This window comes from Rhizobium pantanalense, assembly GCF_030182525.1.
GTDB lineage: Bacteria > Pseudomonadota > Alphaproteobacteria > Rhizobiales > Rhizobiaceae > Rhizobium.
The window spans coordinates 103967-121620 of record NZ_JAQJCH010000015.1; the positions used below are offsets into that span (position 1 = coordinate 103967).

At 59.2% G+C, this 17654-nt stretch carries 20 protein-coding genes; 6 read left to right on the forward strand and 14 right to left on the reverse strand.

Annotated features, from left to right (window positions below):
* Positions 1 to 259 precede the first annotated feature (259 nt).
* Entirely contained in the window at positions 260 to 655 is a 396-nt protein-coding gene (locus PH558_RS29925; RefSeq protein ID WP_095437472.1) for a RidA family protein, read from the reverse strand.
* Positions 656 to 1009: 354 nt separating this feature from the next.
* Here PH558_RS29925 and PH558_RS29930 point away from each other — a divergent pair, with 354 nt between their 5' ends.
* Complete coding sequence (locus PH558_RS29930) at positions 1010 to 1804, forward strand: SDR family NAD(P)-dependent oxidoreductase (RefSeq protein ID WP_285208057.1); 795 nt, start codon at positions 1010 to 1012, stop codon at positions 1802 to 1804.
* Between the two features lie 89 nt (positions 1805 to 1893).
* Positions 1894 to 2781 carry a non-homologous end-joining DNA ligase gene (gene ligD, locus PH558_RS29935; protein ID WP_285208058.1) on the forward strand — a complete coding sequence of 296 codons (888 nt, stop codon included), beginning with the start codon at positions 1894 to 1896 and terminating at the stop codon, positions 2779 to 2781.
* Between the two features lie 2 nt (positions 2782 to 2783).
* Here ligD and PH558_RS29940 read toward each other — a convergent pair whose 3' ends face one another.
* The 5 genes from PH558_RS29940 to PH558_RS29960 all read right to left on the reverse strand — a co-directional run bounded on the left by PH558_RS29940 (position 2784) and on the right by PH558_RS29960 (position 5392).
* Positions 2784 to 3350: a methyltransferase family protein gene (locus tag PH558_RS29940; RefSeq protein ID WP_095437470.1), complete on the reverse strand. Its 567-nt coding sequence runs from the start codon at positions 3348 to 3350 to the stop codon at positions 2784 to 2786.
* 3 nt (positions 3351 to 3353) lie between these two features.
* Positions 3354 to 4091, reverse strand: coding sequence for a glutathione S-transferase (locus PH558_RS29945; RefSeq protein ID WP_285208059.1), 738 nt, complete (start codon positions 4089 to 4091; stop codon positions 3354 to 3356).
* 193 nt (positions 4092 to 4284) lie between these two features.
* Complete coding sequence (locus PH558_RS29950) at positions 4285 to 4599, reverse strand: plasmid stabilization protein (RefSeq protein ID WP_285208060.1); 315 nt, start codon at positions 4597 to 4599, stop codon at positions 4285 to 4287.
* Between the two features lie 38 nt (positions 4600 to 4637).
* Positions 4638 to 4847: a hypothetical protein gene (locus tag PH558_RS29955; RefSeq protein WP_285208061.1), complete on the reverse strand. Its 210-nt coding sequence runs from the start codon at positions 4845 to 4847 to the stop codon at positions 4638 to 4640.
* A 275-nt stretch (positions 4848 to 5122) separates the two neighbouring features.
* A complete protein-coding gene (locus PH558_RS29960; protein ID WP_095437466.1) occupies positions 5123 to 5392 on the reverse strand; it encodes a DUF2934 domain-containing protein in 270 nt (89 codons plus the stop codon).
* 117 nt (positions 5393 to 5509) lie between these two features.
* On the opposite strand from PH558_RS29960, the gene PH558_RS29965 reads away from it, so the two are divergent.
* From PH558_RS29965 to PH558_RS29980, 4 genes are all read left to right on the forward strand, one after another.
* Entirely contained in the window at positions 5510 to 5728 is a 219-nt protein-coding gene (locus PH558_RS29965) for a hypothetical protein (protein WP_285208062.1), read from the forward strand.
* Positions 5725 to 7188: a phospholipase D-like domain-containing protein gene (locus tag PH558_RS29970; protein ID WP_285208063.1), complete on the forward strand. Its 1464-nt coding sequence runs from the start codon at positions 5725 to 5727 to the stop codon at positions 7186 to 7188. The genes PH558_RS29965 and PH558_RS29970 overlap by 4 nt, the downstream gene beginning before the upstream one ends.
* Positions 7189 to 7311: 123 nt before the next feature.
* On the forward strand, positions 7312 to 8154 hold the full coding sequence (locus tag PH558_RS29975) for an endonuclease/exonuclease/phosphatase family protein (RefSeq protein ID WP_285208064.1): 843 nt from the start codon (positions 7312 to 7314) through the stop codon (positions 8152 to 8154).
* A 103-nt stretch (positions 8155 to 8257) separates the two neighbouring features.
* Positions 8258 to 9055: an NAD-dependent epimerase/dehydratase family protein gene (locus PH558_RS29980; RefSeq protein ID WP_285208065.1), complete on the forward strand. Its 798-nt coding sequence runs from the start codon at positions 8258 to 8260 to the stop codon at positions 9053 to 9055.
* 3 nt (positions 9056 to 9058) lie between these two features.
* On the opposite strand, the gene PH558_RS29985 is transcribed toward PH558_RS29980, so the two are convergent.
* The 8 genes from PH558_RS29985 to PH558_RS30020 form a co-directional block, all read right to left on the reverse strand.
* The gene (locus tag PH558_RS29985; protein ID WP_113228728.1) at positions 9059 to 10105 is read right to left on the reverse strand and encodes a sulfate/molybdate ABC transporter ATP-binding protein; all 1047 of its coding nucleotides are present in this window, start codon (positions 10103 to 10105) and stop codon (positions 9059 to 9061) included.
* An 11-nt stretch (positions 10106 to 10116) separates the two neighbouring features.
* Positions 10117 to 10989 (reverse strand): sulfate ABC transporter permease subunit CysW, encoded by an 873-nt coding sequence (cysW, locus tag PH558_RS29990; protein ID WP_285208066.1) that lies wholly within the window; start codon positions 10987 to 10989, stop codon positions 10117 to 10119.
* A complete protein-coding gene (cysT, locus tag PH558_RS29995) occupies positions 10979 to 11836 on the reverse strand; it encodes a sulfate ABC transporter permease subunit CysT (protein WP_113407120.1) in 858 nt (285 codons plus the stop codon). The genes cysW and cysT overlap by 11 nt, the downstream gene beginning before the upstream one ends.
* Before the next feature lie 6 nt (positions 11837 to 11842).
* The gene (locus PH558_RS30000; RefSeq protein WP_095437459.1) at positions 11843 to 12871 is read right to left on the reverse strand and encodes a sulfate ABC transporter substrate-binding protein; all 1029 of its coding nucleotides are present in this window, start codon (positions 12869 to 12871) and stop codon (positions 11843 to 11845) included.
* Positions 12872 to 13032: 161 nt separating this feature from the next.
* On the reverse strand, positions 13033 to 13488 hold the full coding sequence (locus PH558_RS30005) for a PTS sugar transporter subunit IIA (protein WP_113228726.1): 456 nt from the start codon (positions 13486 to 13488) through the stop codon (positions 13033 to 13035).
* Positions 13489 to 13587: 99 nt separating this feature from the next.
* Positions 13588 to 14280, reverse strand: coding sequence for a response regulator transcription factor (locus tag PH558_RS30010; RefSeq protein WP_285208067.1), 693 nt, complete (start codon positions 14278 to 14280; stop codon positions 13588 to 13590).
* Entirely contained in the window at positions 14277 to 16988 is a 2712-nt protein-coding gene (locus PH558_RS30015) for a sensor histidine kinase (RefSeq protein ID WP_285208068.1), read from the reverse strand. Before PH558_RS30015 ends, PH558_RS30010 begins: the two co-directional genes overlap by 4 nt.
* Before the next feature lie 59 nt (positions 16989 to 17047).
* Positions 17048 to 17653 (reverse strand): K(+)-transporting ATPase subunit C, encoded by a 606-nt coding sequence (locus tag PH558_RS30020; protein ID WP_095437455.1) that lies wholly within the window; start codon positions 17651 to 17653, stop codon positions 17048 to 17050.
* Between the last annotated feature and the right edge of the window lies 1 nt (position 17654).

Genomic DNA, 17654 nt, shown 5'->3' on the forward strand with positions numbered 1-17654 from the left:
CCCACCGTCGCTACCGGAAATTGTGTGGAGATATCGGGAGCCACCGCGCAGTGGCGCGTTTGCAGTAGCGGTCACACGGAGCGCAATCGCGAAAAAGCGTGGCTCATCCACAATACCCGAACAGGCGCCCTGCCGGCTTGTGGATTTAAGAGCAAATATTCGGGAGATTGATCATCTGGACGCACCATCGCAAACAGACGCGAGATTGATTGCGATGCAGCCCTTGCTGCATCGCAATCGAGGCGAAATCAGCGTTTGCTCAGTCGAGTGGCTTGTAGGCGACAACATCCATTTCGACTTTCACATCCACCATCATTGGCGACTGAACGGTCGAGCGGGCTGGCGGATGATCGATGAAATACTTTTCGAAGACGGCGTTGAAGCTCGAGAAATCGCGAGCATCATCCAGCCACACATTCACTTTCACCACGTGCTCGAGCGTGCAATCGGCAAGGGCAAGGACATCCTTGATATTGGCGATGACCTGCTCGGTCTGCGTAACAATATTGCCGGTGACGATTTCACCGTTGATGGTCGGAACCTGGCCCGAGACATAAACGAAATCGCCTGCCCTGACGGCCTTGGCGAAGGGACGTCGCTGGCCGCCAGCCTGATTGTCGGCGACGTCGAAGCGGATCAGCTTGTTCTTGCTCATGATGTCCTTAGTTTTTCCCTGTTGCTGAAAGCCGCGGTAGCCATCGTTTCATCGTAACAGGCGCACGCGTTCGACTCTCCTGGTAGCTTCCTTATCCGTCGCAGCGGCGCCACGCCAGATCGTTTTGTCCATTTGCAAGATGGGTGTGGAGCAATGCTTCTGCGACTTCGATCGAAGCTTTAACTTCAAATGCAAGAAAAACTCTTTTATTTTCCGCAGATTACGGACGCTTTCTCCACGAAATCTCATCTCGCCCTTTTGTCGCGCTTGGCGTGATTGCCTTTCCGCCCCGGAGCCTGATAAGACAAACGCATATTTCGTCGTATGATTGGTCGACGTTCAGGAGGAGTCGTCATGGCAGAACTCGCGCAATCGCTTGCGTCCATTCGCATTCCCGATCTTGCCGGCAAAAGAGTATTGATCACAGGTGCTTCAACCGGCATTGGCGCTGCCGTCGCGCGCGCCTTTGCTGCACAGGGCATGAAGATCGGCCTGCACTTCAATGCAAGCCGCGAACCAGCGGAAAAACTGGCCGATGAAATCAAGGTCGGCGGCGGTACGGTCCATCTCATTCAAGGTGATGTCTCACAAGACGGAGAGACCGAGCGCGTCGTCAAGGACGCCGTAGACGCATTGGGTGGCCTCGATGGCCTGATCAACAATGCCGGCGGTATGCTCGGGCGGCTTCCGACCGCCGATATGACGGATGCGCATTACGAGCGGGTGATGAACCTCAACGCCCGTTCCGTGCTTGCGGCGACCCGTGCCGCTCATCCTCATCTCAAGAAGCAGGGCGGCTTCATCATCAACACGACCTCGATCGCCGCTCGCAATGGCGGCGGCAACGGCGCGATCCTCTATGCGGCTTCCAAAGGGTTCGTCTCGACCATTACCCATGGCCACGCCAAGGAATTCGTCAACGACAAGATCCGCGTCAACGCGGTCGCACCCGGTGTCATCGCAACGCCTTTCCACGAGCGCTATACCAACGACGAGCAGATGGAGCTGCAGCGCAAGACGATCCCCATGGGATTTGTCGGCACTTCGGAAGATTGTGTCGGCGCCTACCTCTTCCTCGCCTCTCCGACGCTGTCCGGCTACATTACCGGCCAGATCATCGAGGTCAATGGCGGCCAACTCATGCCGTGAGATGCCGCCATCGGTCGCTTTGTGTGCCGGGCAATGCTAGTCTTGCCCGGCGCGGCGCCTTCGCGTCGCAGAAGATGGAGCGCATGCGGATGGCAAAGACGCCCATTCCCGACGGCATAAAGACGTTAGTCGAATTGACCCATCCGGAACGGATCTATTGGCCCGGCGACGAGGTCAGCAAGCAAGACCTTCTTGATTACTACGCTTTGGCCTGGCGTAGAATGGCGCCTTTCGTCGTCAACCGTCCCCTCGCTCTCCTGCGGTGTCCGGATGGCATCGATGGACCACGCTTCTTCCAGAAACATGCCTGGAAGGGCATCAATCCGCATATCGAGGAAATTGCCGATCCAGAAGATGGGGACGCTGCGAAGCTTCTGAAGATTAGGGATTTCGATGGCCTGGCAGCCCTTGTCCAATCCGCGGCGCTGGAAATTCACCCCTGGGGCACGACGACGGATCATTGGGAAAAGCCCGACATGATCATCATGGATCTCGACCCCGGAGAGGATGTCGTCTGGAACAAGGTCGTGACCGCGGCAAAAGAGATCAGGGAACGCTTTTCCACGCTGGGGCTAAACTCTTTCGTCAAGACTTCCGGCGGCAAGGGATTGCATGTGGTCGCATCCGTCAAGCCGCAGGCGACCTGGCCGCAGGTCAAGGATGCTGCCGAGGCGATCGCCCATGCCATGAGCGCCGATAGCCCGGAGACATATTTGTCGGTTGCCAGCAAGGCGAAACGGGCGGGCCATATTTTCATCGATTATCTGCGCAACGGTCGCGGCAATACTGCCGTGGCGCCCTATTCGACACGCGCAAGAAAGGGCGCTCCCATTTCGATGCCGGTTAGTTGGGACGAGTTGGACGGCAGGATCGGGCCGGCTTCCTTTACCGTAAAGAATGCGGCATCGCGCATCGGCCAACCGAGTACGGATCCCTGGGCCGATTTTTTCAAGGCGGCATCACCGCTCAAGGTCTGACGTTATACCAGAAACGGGACCAGCGCCGGTGTGCTGGCCTTATAATCGGCATAGGCCAAGCCGAACGTCTCATTCATCCAGCTTTCCTCGATTTGCACGCGGCGCAACACGGCATAGAGCACTGCGATGATCGCAAGGACGGCCGCGATATCACCGCGCGCAATTGCCGAGCCGATAATGGCCAGCATCAGACCGGAATAGATCGGGTGCCGCACAAGCGCATAAGGACCGGAGCGAATGAGCGCATGATCCTCCTTGAGAGTGATTACCCCGCTCCAGTTGCGCCCGATATGATAGCGAGCCCAGACAGCGAAAACGAGACCGATGAAGGTCAGAACCGCGCCGATCGCATAGGATGTAAGATCCTGTGGGATGAGGCGGAACCGCAAGGGACCCAGCCAGGACGGATTGACGACAAGAAGGAAAGCGCCGATCCAGATCGGCACGGTATTGCCGAGCCGCGACAGGGGGTCCTCCTGTCGCACGCTCCTCTTGACGCCGAACGAAGCGAAAAGCCAGATCAACAGCCAGACGATCCAGCATGCGGGAATGAACTGATAAAGCAGCATCGCTTAGGCCACATCTTTGTCCAGTTCCGGATAGTGCCGGAAAATGCCGTTCTCATTGAAGGGAATGCGGCGATCGGACTGAAGATAGCGAGCAATGTTGGGCCGTTTCATGACAGCTCTGTGCAGCGCGGTCAGATACGGATATCGCCGATCCAGATGTGCCGTCGCGCGGGGGAAGGCATAGCGAAGTCCCTCATAGACCTGAAACAGCGAAAGATCGACATAGGTCAATTCTCCGCCGAAGATATGGCTCGGCCCTTCGGGGTTCTGCTGAAGCACTTTCTCGAAATAGCCTAGGAACTTGGGAATGCGGTTTTCGATGAATTCTGCAGCCCGCGCCTTGGCCTCTTGCTTCTGATCCTCGTAATATTTCGACGTCGCGATCGGGTGGTGCGTGTCGTGTACCTCGGCGACGAGATCGGTGATCGTCAACTGCAGGCCGTTCAACACGTGGCGCTTTCCTTCGTCTCTTGGCGCCAGACCCAGCTTCGGCCCGAGATACATCAGGATATTCGCCACATGCGGAATAATGAGATCACCGTCCTTCAAAAACGGTGGGGCAAATGGGAGACCGAGTTCAGATTTACCCTCCATGATGGCGAACATGGCGGGCATACCCTGCCCCCTGCCTGCAGGAGCACGACAAACATCGACATAGTCTGCGCCGGCTTCCTCCAGCGCCAGCCGGACGAATTCGCCGCGCCCCTGAATGCCATCCCAATAATAGAGTTCATAGGCCATTCGGTTTCATCTCCCCGATATTGAGAGCAATCCGCTGCAATGATCGCCGCAAGACTGCAATTTAGCGCCGACATCCCGAAAGATAAGAGGCAATCGACGATTACAGGCGGAGGCATATACACAGGAAACCTTATGAACTTCATAGCGACGGCCGAATGAATCTCGACGATCGCATCCAGTTCTCACCAATGGCCTAGGAATGTGTGTTGTGCTCGTGGCGTTTACGCGTCGCAGCCGCCTTCTTTGCAGAGGCGGAGCGCTCCGCAGCGGGTCGGCTCGTAGCGGCGCGCCCGCCGATCCTGCCACCCTTTTCGGACGATTCGTGGTTTTCGGAATGGCCGCGACCGGAGCCTGACTTCTTGCCGCCGCCGCTTTCCTTGTTTACGGTCGCCCAGGCACGCCGCTCCGCCTCTTCGTGCGAAACGCCGCGGTCTTCATAGCCTTCCTCGATATGTTCGGCCTTGCGCTTCTGCCTGTCGGTATAGGCGGATTTGTCTCCTCGGGGCATGATCTTTCTCCTTGCTGGGAAGAAAGACCAACCCGTCGTCAGGGAAAAGGTTCCGAGATCTGGCCGGAAGAACTGCGATTGCCGGATAGCAGACTGCTCGGGAGCACCCGCAAGCGCCGATCATGCCGTACAGCCGCACGTTGCTTGGCGGAAGCAGGGAAAAACACGCCGACCGAGCGATCGATGATCAGAATGAGGACCAAGGCCGCCAGAAGATAGAGCACAGCAAGCACGAGGAGTGATGTCATCGCACCAGCTCCGATCCAGCGGCAAGACACAAAGGCCGGCGCGCTGCGCCAATCGCCACAGCCGTCATGTCCAGATCATCGATATAGCTGCCACACATTGCTGAGCTCCCTTCGCTATCTGTAGCATCGATGTGTGACAACTATTTCGCGGATGAGAGCCAAATCACCGAAATTATTGCGAATATTCCGCCAGCTACCGTCTCGAAAAGAGAGACGGCTCGATGTTGCCATCGAGCCGCCCTCATCTCCGCCACACTCCTAAAAGCTGACGCGTCCTATATCTTCGCGGCTGCAGCCTTCTTCGATATCTTCTTTACTGGCTTGGCCAGCTTTTCCTCGGCAACAGCCGCCGCGGCGACCGCCGTCTTGCGCTTCGCCTTGGGCTTGATATCGATCGTGCCGCCGTCTGCTGCCGTTTTCTCAAGCGCGATGCGCTCACTGCTCGCCTGCGCCCAGTGCTCGACGTCGCGACCGGAAGGGTAGCCTTCCTCTTCCCATATGGCGTATGCGCGCTTCTTGATCCATTCGTCCCGAGATTCCAACATCTGCTGTTCTCCGTTCGCATCATTGAACAAGGTTTTGATGAACGAGCCCGTTCTTGAAACGCGGGCTTTGTCGCCTCCCCCGAACAGCCAAGACGCTATGGCTAGCGTTCTTCGATCTTGACTGTCGAACCGCAGTGGCGCTTCAAACAAGAAACAGTAGTTACCGTGGGGACGGTAGCGAAGCAGCCGAAGCACCCTAAGTATGATGCTGGTCAGAACGGGGTTCAATTAAAATTATCTAATAAGATGAGATTTCGCACCGCTATTGATGACATCCTGGCGATCGCCGGCCCGCTCATTGCAGCTTTTGCGGGCAAGGATATACTTGCATCATGATCGACCTCGTGGCTGCCCATTGGGGCCAAATTCTCGCCGTCCTGTCCATCGTGATGGGGGCAGCCGCTGCAATCCATGCGGCCATGACCAAAGAGGATGTCCGAGCTGCGATCGGCTGGGTCGGCGTCATCATCCTGTCGCCCATCATTGGTGCCGTCCTCTATGCTGTCGCCGGCATCAATCGCATCCGCCGGGCCTCGCTCAGCTCGCAGCGCGACGCGCTCTTCCGCAAGGATGCGAATGGCGAGCTCTCCAGCTTCGACGCCGATGACGGCGAAGTGCGGCGGCGGTTCGGCGATCGGTTCGGTTCGATGAAGACGCTCGGCGACCGCGTCGTTCGCTATATGATGAGCACGGGCAACACGATCGAGATGCTGACGAACGGCGATGTCGCCTATGCTGCGATGAAAGCCGCAATCGACGGCGCCGAGCGCAGTATCCTGATGGAGACCTATATCTTCGATCGCGACCCGATCGGCCTCCGCATCGCCGATGCCCTGATTGCCGCGACCAAGCGCGGTGTCAGCGTCCGCGTGCTCATCGATGCCGTCGGCGCCCGCTATTCCGTGCCGAGCATCATGGGCTATCTGCGCGAAGGCGGCGTGCAGGTCGACGTCTTCAACGGCAACGTCATCATCGGTCTGCGGTTGCCCTATGCCAACCTGCGTACCCACCGAAAGATCCTCAGCATCGACGGGCGACTTGCCTTTACCGGCGGCATGAATATCCGCCAGGGCTTCACGCGCGAATTCGCAAACGAGCACAGCGCTCGCGACATGCATTTCTGCGTAACGGGTCCTGCAGTCGCCGATCTCTTCAATACGGCGGCCGAGGATTGGCGCTTTACCACGGGCGAAGTCCTGAATGGCGGGGAATGGCGGATTGCCGCGCCCTCCAACGAGCCGGGAGCGCCCGTTTTCATGCGGGTTGTCGCCTCCGGCCCGGATCGCAGTGTCGAGACCAATCACAAGATGCTCATCGGCGCGCTGTCGGTGGCGCACAAATCCATCCGCATCATGTCGCCCTATTTCCTGCCCGACCGGGAGTTGATCAGTGCGCTGGTGACGGCGGCGCGGCGGGGAGTCGAGGTCGATATCGTCGTGCCGACAGCCAACAATCTGGTGCTCGTCGACCGGGCCATGACGGCGCAATTCGACCAGATGCTGAAGAACTATTGCCGCATCTGGCGCGCCGAAGGCGCCTTCAACCATTCCAAGCTTTTGTCCATCGACGGTATCTGGGCCTATGTCGGCTCATCCAATCTCGATCCACGCTCCCTGCGGCTCAATTTCGAGGTGGATCTCGAGGTACTCGATCGCGGCTTTGCCAGCACGATCGACGACCATATTGGCACGATCCTGGAAACGGCACATCGGGTAGACCTCGAAAAGCTCAGGGCGCGGCCGTTTGTCGTACGGCTTATTGAAAAGGTGCTCTGGCTTGGCTCACCCTATCTCTGACGACTGCAACGAAGGACTATCTGCCTTTGTCGCAGCCTTTTTACATGACAAGGCCAACAATCGCTTCTTATACTCTTTCCCACGTGCCCGACATGATCTGATCAAGGAACGGTCGACGGATAGATGCGAAAAAAGAACGACAGTCTCCGTGCGAGCATTCTGGAAAGCCTGAAGAACCGAAAGAAATCGCGCCCCAAACCGGCCGGCAGCAAGCCGGACCGCCCGGAAGGCACGTTGATCGCTTCCTACAATGTCCACAAATGCGTCGGCGCCGACCGCCGCTTCGATCCGGAAAGAACGAGCCGCGTCATTCATGAAATCGATGCCGATATCATCGGCCTGCAGGAAGCCGATACGCGTTTTGGAGAGCGCACGGGCATTCTCGATCTGCGCCGGCTCGAACGCGAGACAGGCCTCATCCCGGTGCCGATCGCCGGCGTCACCAAGGCGCATGGCTGGCACGGCAATGTGGTTCTTTTCAAACAAGGCACGGTTCGCGACGTCCACCAGATCAATCTGCCAGGGCTTGAGCCGCGCGGCGCCTTGATCGCCGAACTGGAATTGGCGCGTGGCGGAAGCCTCAGGATCATCGCGGCGCATCTCGGCCTGCTGCATCGCTCGCGCGCGCAGCAGACGCGTCTGATCGTCGACCTCATGAACGACGGCAGCGAGACGCCGACCATCCTGCTGGGCGATCTCAATGAATGGCGCCTCGGCGACCGCTCGTCCCTCAATACCATCCAGAACGCGTTCGGACCGCTACCGCCTGCCGTACCGAGCTTTCCCTCGACACTCCCGCTTCTCGCGCTCGATCGCATCATGGCAAACCGCCGCGGCATGATCTCCGCAGTCGAAGTACATGACTCGCCGCTGGCACGCGTGGCTTCCGATCACCTGCCCATCAAGGCCGTGGTCAGTCTGGAAGCGCTCGACATCAACGCCCAGGCGCATTCACAAACTGCCTAAACGTTGTCGAGATGCTTCATGTCGATCCCACTGATATATGTGATGACGGGCGGAGGACCATCTTATAGGCTGCCCGCCGAAATGACCGATCCGGGAGACAATCATGCTGAAAACTCTGTTGCTGACCGGCGCCGCCGGCGGTGTTGGCCAGGCGATCCGGCCGCTTCTGTCGCAGATCGCCGAGAATGTCGTATTGTCGGACCTCGCGCCGATAAGCGACCTGCGCCCGAACGAGCGTTTCGTCGCCTGCGACCTCGCCGACCGCAGCGGCGTCGATGCGATGGTGAAAGGTGTTGATGGTATCATCCATCTTGGGGGGATATCGGTGGAAAAGCCCTTCGATCTGATCCTGCAGGGCAATATCCTCGGCCTCTACAATCTCTATGAGGGCGCGCGCGCCGCCGGCAAGCCGCGTATCGTCTTCGCAAGCTCCAATCACACGATCGGCTTCTATCGCCGCGACGAGCGGATCGACAATAAGGTGCCGACCCGGCCGGATTCGCTTTATGGCGTCTCGAAAGTCTTCGGTGAGGCGGTCGCAAGCCTCTACTTTGACAAGTTCGGTCAGGAAACACTTTCGGTACGTATCGGCTCCTGCTTCCCCGAGCCGCGCAACACGCGCATGCTCGCCACGTGGTTCAGCATCGGGGATTTCGTCTCGCTGTGCGATTGCGCCTTCAACGCCCCGCGCCTCGGCCATACGATCGTCTATGGCGTCTCGGACAATGACGAACAGTGGTGGGACAATAGCAACGCCGCCTTTCTCGGCTGGAAGCCGCGCGATAGTGCGGCTCCCTGGCGCGCCGAAATTCTGTCGAGGACACCCGCTGAGGATCCAAACGATCCTGCAATCGTCTATCAAGGCGGCGGTTTTGTTTCTGCCGCTCACCCCGACGACTGATCGTCAGACGCCGTTACGAAAGAGCTTCCAGCGTGTCGGCCTGAAAGCAATGCGGTTGCGGTCCAATGCATCCGCCTTGTTCGGCGGCAGTTCGATCTCGATAGGATCGTGCTGGGCACCGATGTTGATCTCAAGATGGCGAGTGCCTGCTACGCGCCTGCTGGCAACGAGCAGACCCGCGATCGCGCTGCCATCGCCATCGCGAATCTCGATATCGTGGGGTCGGAAATACAGATAGGCTTCGCCATCAGGCTCATGCGGCGTGCTGAGCCCCAGAGGCTTGTCATCGAACCAGATCTCACCGCTGGTGATGCGCACCTTTAGACGATTGGATTGGCCGATAAAGCCATAGACGAAGGGAGAGTTCGGCGCGTCGTAGATCTCGTCTGGCGTTCCGACCTGTTCGATCGCGCCCTTGTTGAGCACGACCACCCGGTCGGCGAGCTCCAGCGCTTCTTCCTGGTCATGGGTCACGAAGACGGTGGTGTGGCCGGTGCGGTCGTGGATCTCGCGAAGCCATTTGCGCAAGTCCTTACGGACTTGCGCGTCGAGAGCACCAAAGGGCTCGTCAAGAAGCAGGACATTCGGCTCCACCGCCATGGCGCGCGCCAGTGCAACACGCTGGCGCTGGCCGCCGGAAAGCTGGGCCGGATAGCGCTTCTCTAGGCCGTTCAGTTGCACGAGTTCCAACAGCTCGATGGCACGCCGGCGTATTTCATCGCGTGGCGGACGACGCGATGCCGAGCGGACTTTCAGACCGAAGGAGATGTTGTCGAGCACCGTCATATGCCGGAATAGCGCATAATGCTGGAACACGAAGCCGATATTGCGCTGCTGCACGGTCTTTCGCGACGCATCCTCTTCGCCGAAGAAGATCTGCCCCTCCGTCGGGGTCTCCAATCCGGCAATCAGGCGCAGCAGCGTCGTCTTGCCGGAGCCGGATGGACCGAGAAGCGCAATTAATTCGCTCGAGCGGATATCCAGCGACACGTCATGCAATGCGGGAAAGCGACCGAATTCCTTACGCAGGTTTTGAACGCGAACTTCCATCAAGAATTCCTTCAGTGACGCCGGCTGGCTGCGATCTCTTCGCTATAGCGCATTTCCAGCAGCGTCTTCAGTATCAATGTGACAAGGGCAAGCAGGGCCAGGAGCGTGGCAACCGCGAATGCCCCCGAAAAATTATATTCGTTATAAAGAATTTCGACCTGCAGGGGCATGGTGTTGGTTTCGCCGCGGATATGACCCGAAACGACGGAAACGGCTCCGAACTCACCCATGGCGCGGGCGTTGCAGAGCAGCACGCCGTAAAGCAGGCCCCATTTGATGTTCGGCAGCGTGACATGCCAGAAGGTCTGCCAGCCATTCGCCCCGAGCGAAAGTGCTGCCTCCTCGTCTGCACTGCCCTGCTCCTGCATTAGCGGGATCAGTTCGCGCGCGACGAAGGGAAAGGTGACGAACATCGTCGCCAGCACCAGCCCGGGAACCGCAAACAGGACCTGCAGGCCATGGCTTTGCAGCCAAGGGCCGAGTGTGCTGTTCGAATTGAACAACAGCACGAAGACCAAGCCCGATATGACCGGCGACACCGAGAAGGGCAGATCGATCAGCGTCGTCAGTAAGGCCTTGCCCTTGAATTCGAACTTGGCGATCGCCCAGGCGGCCGCAACGCCGCAGACGAGGTTCAGCGGCACGCTGATGCCGGCAACGATCAATGTCAGCCGGATCGCCGCAAAGGTTTCCTCGTCAACCAAGGCTTCGAAGAAGGTCTCGATCCCCTTGCGGAATGCCTCGACGAAAACGGCGGCGAGGGGCAGAAGCACCATCAGCGTCAGGAACGCGAGCGAGATCAATATGAAGACGATGCGCGCAAGCCGACTTTCGGTGATGACCGAATGACCGGTTTCGACTGATGCAGAAAGATCATGCGCCATAGCCATATCTCCTTCTGCTCCACGACTGGATGAGATTGATGATCAAAAGCATGGTGAAGGAAATGAACAGCATCACCGTCGCGATCGCCGTCGCTGCGGAATAATTATATTCCTCCAGACGAATGACGATGAGCAGCGGTGCGATTTCCGAAACGTACGGCTTGTTGCCGGCGATGAAGATGACCGATCCGTATTCGCCGGCTGCACGCGCGAATGCCAGCGCAAAGCCCGTCAGAGCCGCAGGTGCGAGGCCTGGAAGCAGCACGCGGGTTATCGTCTGGAAACGCGAGGCACCAAGGGTCGCCGCCGCCTCCTCGACTTCGCGGTCGATCTCCTCCATGACGGGCTGCGCCGTACGCACCACGAACGGTAAGCCGACGAAGATCAACGCGATGACGATGCCGACGGGCGTGAAGGCGATCCTAATGCCGAGCGGCGTCAGGAACTGTCCGATCCAGCCATTCGGTGCGTAGAGCGTCGTCAGTGCAATGCCGGCAACCGCCGTCGGCAAGGCGAACGGCAGGTCGACCATCGCATCGAGAACGCGCTTGCCGGGAAAGCGATAACGCACCAGCACCCAGGCCAGGATAAGTCCGAGCACGGCATTGACGAGCGCGGCGATGAAGGCGCCGCCGAAGCTCATGCGCAGAGCATAGAGCGTGCGCACGTCAAGCGCGAGGGCCCAGAAATTCTGCCAGCCGAGGGCGCTGCTTTTCCAGAGGAGCCCCGATAGCGGGATGAGAACTATGAATAGGAGCCAAGCCAAGGTAACGCCGAGCGCCAATCCGAATCCCGGAATGACGCTCGGCTGCCGTAACCGCCACCGTTTGCGGGTTATAGAATGCATTCAGTCTTATTGTCCCGGCTTGTAGATCTGATCGAAGACGCCCCCGTCAGCGAAGAATTTCGGCTGAGCTTGAGACCATCCGCCGAAGTCGTCAATAGTTGCGAGCTTCAGGGACGGGAAACGAGCGACATCCTTGGGATCGGCCGCTTCCGGCTTGATCGGCCGGTAATAGTGCTTCGCAGCAATCTTCTGACCTTCATCCGAGTACAGGTAGTTCAGATAGGCTTCCGCGACCTTGCGCGTGCCCTTGGTGTCGACATTGCCGTCGACAACGGCAACCGGCGGATCGGCGCGGATCGAAACGGACGGTGTCACGATCTCGAATTTGTCGGGACCGAGTTCGTCGAGCGAAAGGTAGGCCTCGTTTTCCCAAGCGAGCAGGACGTCGCCAAGACCACGCTGCACGAAGGTCGTCGTCGCCCCGCGCGCACCGGTGTCGAGGACCGGCACATGCTTCAGCAGCTGAGCGACATAGTCCTGCGCCTTGGCATCATCGCCGCCATTGGCCTGCTTGGCCCAGGCCCATGCCGCCAGAATGTTCCAGCGTGCACCGCCTGATGTCTTCGGGTTCGGCGTAATGACTTCTACGCCGTCCTTGACCAGATCCGGCCAGTCCTTGATGCCCTTGGGGTTGCCCTTGCGCACGAGGAACACGATGGTCGAGGTATAGGGAACCGAATTGTTCGGGAACTTGGTCTTCCAGTCGGCGGGAATCTTGTGCGTCGCCTTGGCGATCGCGTCGATATCGCCCTCAAGGGCGAGCGTCACCACATCGGCATCGAGACCATCGATAACCGAGCGGGCCTGCGCGCCGGAGCCGCCATGCGAAGCCTTGATATTGATGGTTTCGCCCGTGTCCTTCTTCCACTTGGCAGCAAAGGCCGTGTTGAAGTCCTTATAGAGTTCACGAGTCGGATCGTAGGAAACATTGAGAAGCGTCTTGTCCGCCGCCCAGGTCGGCGCGACGGCCGCGATCGAGAAACTGCCGATCAGAATTGCGGTGGCGAGAAGCCGAGAAAGCTTAATCGTCTGCATGGATGCACCCCCTTCGTTTGTCCTTAAACCCTATCAACTTGGTCGTATAAAGTAACGAAGGCAGTTTCCGTTTTCGGTAACTGCGGAGAACAGCATCCCATAGAATCCGAAAAAGTGAAATCACATTCCCGAATGACGCCAGACGTGCAACGAGTGCGTCGTCAGCAGATGGTGTCGGACATAAAGACGGAATAGAGTTCGTCGGCGCTCTTCGTCTGCCGCATCGCCGTCAGAACGCCTTCCGTGCGCAAACGCCTCGCGATCGCGGCAAGCACATTCAGATAGTCGCCCCGGCCGCCCTCTCCGAACAACAGCACGAAGGCCCATTCCGTCGGTACGTCGTCGATGGCTTCGAAATCGACAGGATGTGCAAAATGCACCATCAGTCCCCGAGGCCTCGTCATGCCAGCGATGGCGGCGTGCGGCACCGCAACGCCATTGCCGATACCTGTCGTGCCCAATTTTTCGCGCGTCTCCAGCGCCCGCATGACCACTGCCTCGTCCAGGCCAAAGCAATGGGCTGCCTTCGACGACAGCATCTGCAACGCCCGCCATTTCGTCGGAGTGGAGACGCCGACAAAGACGTGTTCGGGAAGAATGATCGTGGAAAGGTCCATGGTCGCACTCAAGGTCCGGCAATAAATTCTGAAATGGCATTCATCGCCACAAGTCCGAGGCGAGATCGCCTCGATCATGGGCTCGAAATCTCCGCTGCCTCAATCAGGCTCGCGCAGCCGATAGCCGACGCCTGTCTCGGTGGTGATATAGTGCGGCTGATCGGGAATCTCCTCGATCTTCTGCCGAAGCTGGCGGACATAGACGCGCAGATACTGCACATCGGCCGCAGGCCCCCAGATCTGCTTCAGCAGGAACTGGTGCGTCAGCACCTTGCCGGCGTGCTGGGCAAGCACGCGCAGGATTTCGTATTCCTTCGGCGACAGCTTGATCTCCTTGCCATCGACCTTGACGATACGCTTGACGAGATCGATGGAAAGACCGCCGGTCTGGAAAATCGCCTTCTCGCCCTGTTGCTGCAGGCGATGACGCAGCGCCACACGGATGCGGGCAGCAAGCTCGTTGACGCCGAAAGGCTTGGTCACATAATCGTCGGCGCCACTCTCGAGCGCCTTGACGATGCCGGCTTCATCGGTGCGGCTTGACAGGATGACGACCGGGATCTGCACCCCATCCTCGCGCCAACCGAGCAACAGCTCCTGGCCTGATTTATCCGGCAGACCGAGATCGAGCACGATTAGATCGGGCTGGTCTTCATCGATTGACGCCTGGGCTGACGCGGCGCTCTGTGCCTCATTGACGACATAGCCCTGGGCACCGAGGCCTACGCGCAGCAATTTGCGGATCGGCGGCTCATCATCGACAACGAGAATCTTGACGGCAGTGGTGTTCATTTCAGTTCATCCAGCTTCGGGACATCTGTTGGTTTCGGCAGGCGGATGGTGAAAACTGCCCCCTGCCGATCCGTTCTGTTACCGGCGGCGATCGTGCCGCCCATCGCCTCGATGAAACCGCGGCAGATGGAAAGGCCAAGCCCGGTTCCGGCGCGCACCTGATCACCTTTGCGTACCCGATAGAAGGTATCGAAGACGCGTTCCAGGTCGGCGGGCGGAATGCCTTGTCCCTCGTCCATCACGCGGAAGACGATATTGTCGATATCGGCCCAGGCCTCCAGGCGGATGGCCGATCCTTCCGGCGCATATTTGGCGGCATTGTCGAGCAGGTTAAACAGCACCTGTTCGAACAGGACCGGATCGACCTTCACCATCGGCAGATCGACCGGCATCCGCACGTCGACACGATGATGTGCCAGGATCTTTTCCGCCCGCCGCAGCGCGCTGCCGACGATATCGCCGGCATAATGCAGAGCGTAATTCGGCTCCATCGCGCCGGACTCGATCTTGGTCATGTCAAGCAGATTGGCGATGAAACGGTTGAGGCGTTCGGATTCGTCGATGACGGTGGACAGGAGATCGACGCGATCTTCGTGTGGCAAGGTTTCCAGATAGTCACGCAAGGTGCCTGCCGCCCCAAGGATGGCAGCGAGCGGCGTCTTCAGGTCATGAGAAATGGATGTCAGCAGTGCGGAGCGCAGCCGATCCGCCTCCACGGCCAGCTTCGCGCGGTCGACATCGGCCACCAGCTGCACCCGCTCGATGGCAAGAGCCGCCTGATCGGCGAGCGCATCGAGCAGCCGCTGCTGTTCCGGCGTCAGAAGTGGGCCATCACGGCGGTCGCTATCGAGACCGATGACGCCGACGGCGGTTCGGCCGGTGCGGAGCGGAACGTAAAGGCGCTTCGCGCCAGGCAGGGTATCGGCGCCGCGGCCGGCGGCATGATTATGCTCCCAGGCCCACCGTGCCGCCGCAATATCGGCGTCGTCGAGCGTGTCGTCAGGCGGATAGCCGGCCTTGACGGCGATCGTGCCATGCTCCGGCAGAAGCAGCACGACCCGCAGTTTCAGCATCGACGCCAGCTGGAAGGCGGTGGCCCAGAGTACATCGTCGAGCGTGCCGGTTCCCGCGAGCTTCTTCGAGAAAAGATAGAGGTCTTCCGTGGTTCGCGCGCGTTGGCGCGCGGCTGCCGCCTGGCGCTGCACCGTCGCCGTCAGGTTACTCGCAATGACCGCGACACCGAGAAAGAAGAAGAAGGCAAGCACGCTTTCGGGATCACTGATCGTCAGCGTGTAACGCGGAGGCAGAAAAAAGAAGTTGAAGGCAAGAGCGCCGAGAAAACAGGAGTAAAGTGCCGGACGCAGACCTTGGGTCACGGCGCTTACCAGCACCGCCATCAGGAAGACCAGCGCCAAATTGCGGACATCCAGCACCTGATCGAGGATGACGCAGAAGCCGAGCGCGATGGCAACATAGAGCGTTGCCAGGACATAACCACGAAGCTGGAAGGGCGGCGGCGAAGGCGCCACTTTGACACCACGCCTTGCAGCCTCGCCATCCGCTTCGCTACCGGAAATGACATGAACGCTGATGTCGCCGGCTCTGCGGATGAGATCGTAGGACACCGAACGGCGGGACCAATCGCGCCAGGAGCCGATTTTCGGTGAACCGATGACGATGTGCGTCACGTTGTTGCTGGCCGAATGGCGAAGCAATTCCTCCGCCACCTCGCGGCCCGGAAGAGTAATCGCCTCACCGCCGAGCTGTTCGGCGAGCCTGAGCGTTGCGGCAATCGTGTCGCGCTGTGCCTCGCTCAAACTGATCGAGCGGTTGGTCTCGACATAGACGGCTGCCCAGGGGGCCCGCAGACGCGCAGCCATGCGGGCGGCATAGCGGACAAGTGCAGCCGAGCGGGGGTGATGATCGATCGAAACGAGCACGCGCTCGCCGGCAGCCCAAGGGCCCTGGATCGCGTGCGCCTGCATATGGGTCAGAAGCTGGTCATCGACGCGCTGGGCGGTGCGCCGCAGCGCGAGCTCGCGCAGTGCGGTCAAGTTGCCGGGCGTGAAATAATTGGTCAGCGCCCGCTCAGCCGTCTTTGACACATAGACCTTGCCGTCATGCAGCCGTTTGATGAGATCATCAGGCGTCAGATCGATGATCTCGACATCATCGGCCATGTCGATGATGGAATCCGGCACCGTCTCGCGCACGCGGATGCGGGTAATTTGCGAGACGACGTCATTCAGGCTTTCGACGTGCTGGATATTCAACGTCGTGTAGACATCGATTCCGCGGTCGAGAAGCTCCTTCACATCGAGATGGCGCTTCGGATGCCGGCTGCCATGCGCATTGGTATGCGCGAGTTCATCGACGAGCACCAGTTCGGGACGACGTTTCAGGATGGCATCGAGATCCATCTCCTCGAGCGCCCTGCCCTTATAGTCGACATTGACTCGCGGAACGATCTCAAACCCTTCGAGCAAGGCCTGAGTCTCCCGTCGGCCATGGGTCTCGACGACACCGACGACGACATCGACGCCGTCGGCGATCTTCGCCCTGCCCGACATCAGCATCTCGTAGGTCTTGCCGACACCCGGCGCCGCTCCGAGGAATATCTTCAACCGACCGCGTGTCTCGGCCCGCGCCTTTTCGAGAAGCGCATCGGGAGAAGGCCTGCCCAACATATCGCGGCTGTCGTCTGCCATTCGCTGGTTGTCTTTCCTGATAAGATTGAGACGGCGCTAACCGTCTCAACCTCTTCAACTTATTGAGTCATAGAAGCATCGAGCGCCTGGTTCAATGCCAGCACATTGACCACAGGTTCCCCGAGAACGCCGAGCTCTCGCGGCTCTATGGCTGCCTCGACGAGCGACTTGACCTTGGCCTCATCCATGTTGCGGACCTTGGCGACGCGCGGGACCTGGAAATAGGCATCTTCAGGCGAGATGTCCGGGTCAAGTCCGCTGCCCGATGTGGTAAGCAGATCGATCGGAACCGGCGTATTCGGGTTCTGCGCCTGCAATGTCGCTGCATCACCCTTTATACGCGTGATCAGGCTCGAATTGGTCGGACCGAGATTGGAGCCGCCGGAATTGGCGGCATTATAGGGTGCGGAAACCGATTTGGTCGGGTCATTCGGATCGGCGCCGGTCGTGGCCGACGGACGACCGTGAAAATACTTATCCGCCGTAAAATTCTGACCGATAAGGCTGGAGCCGATCACCTTGCCGTCCTTCTCCACCAGGCTGCCATTGGCCTGATGGGGAAAGAGCGCTTGGGCGACACCGGTCATGGCAAGCGGATAGGCAAGGCCGGTCAGAACGGTCGTGGCGACGATCATGACGATCGCAGGTCTGATTTGTTTCAACATG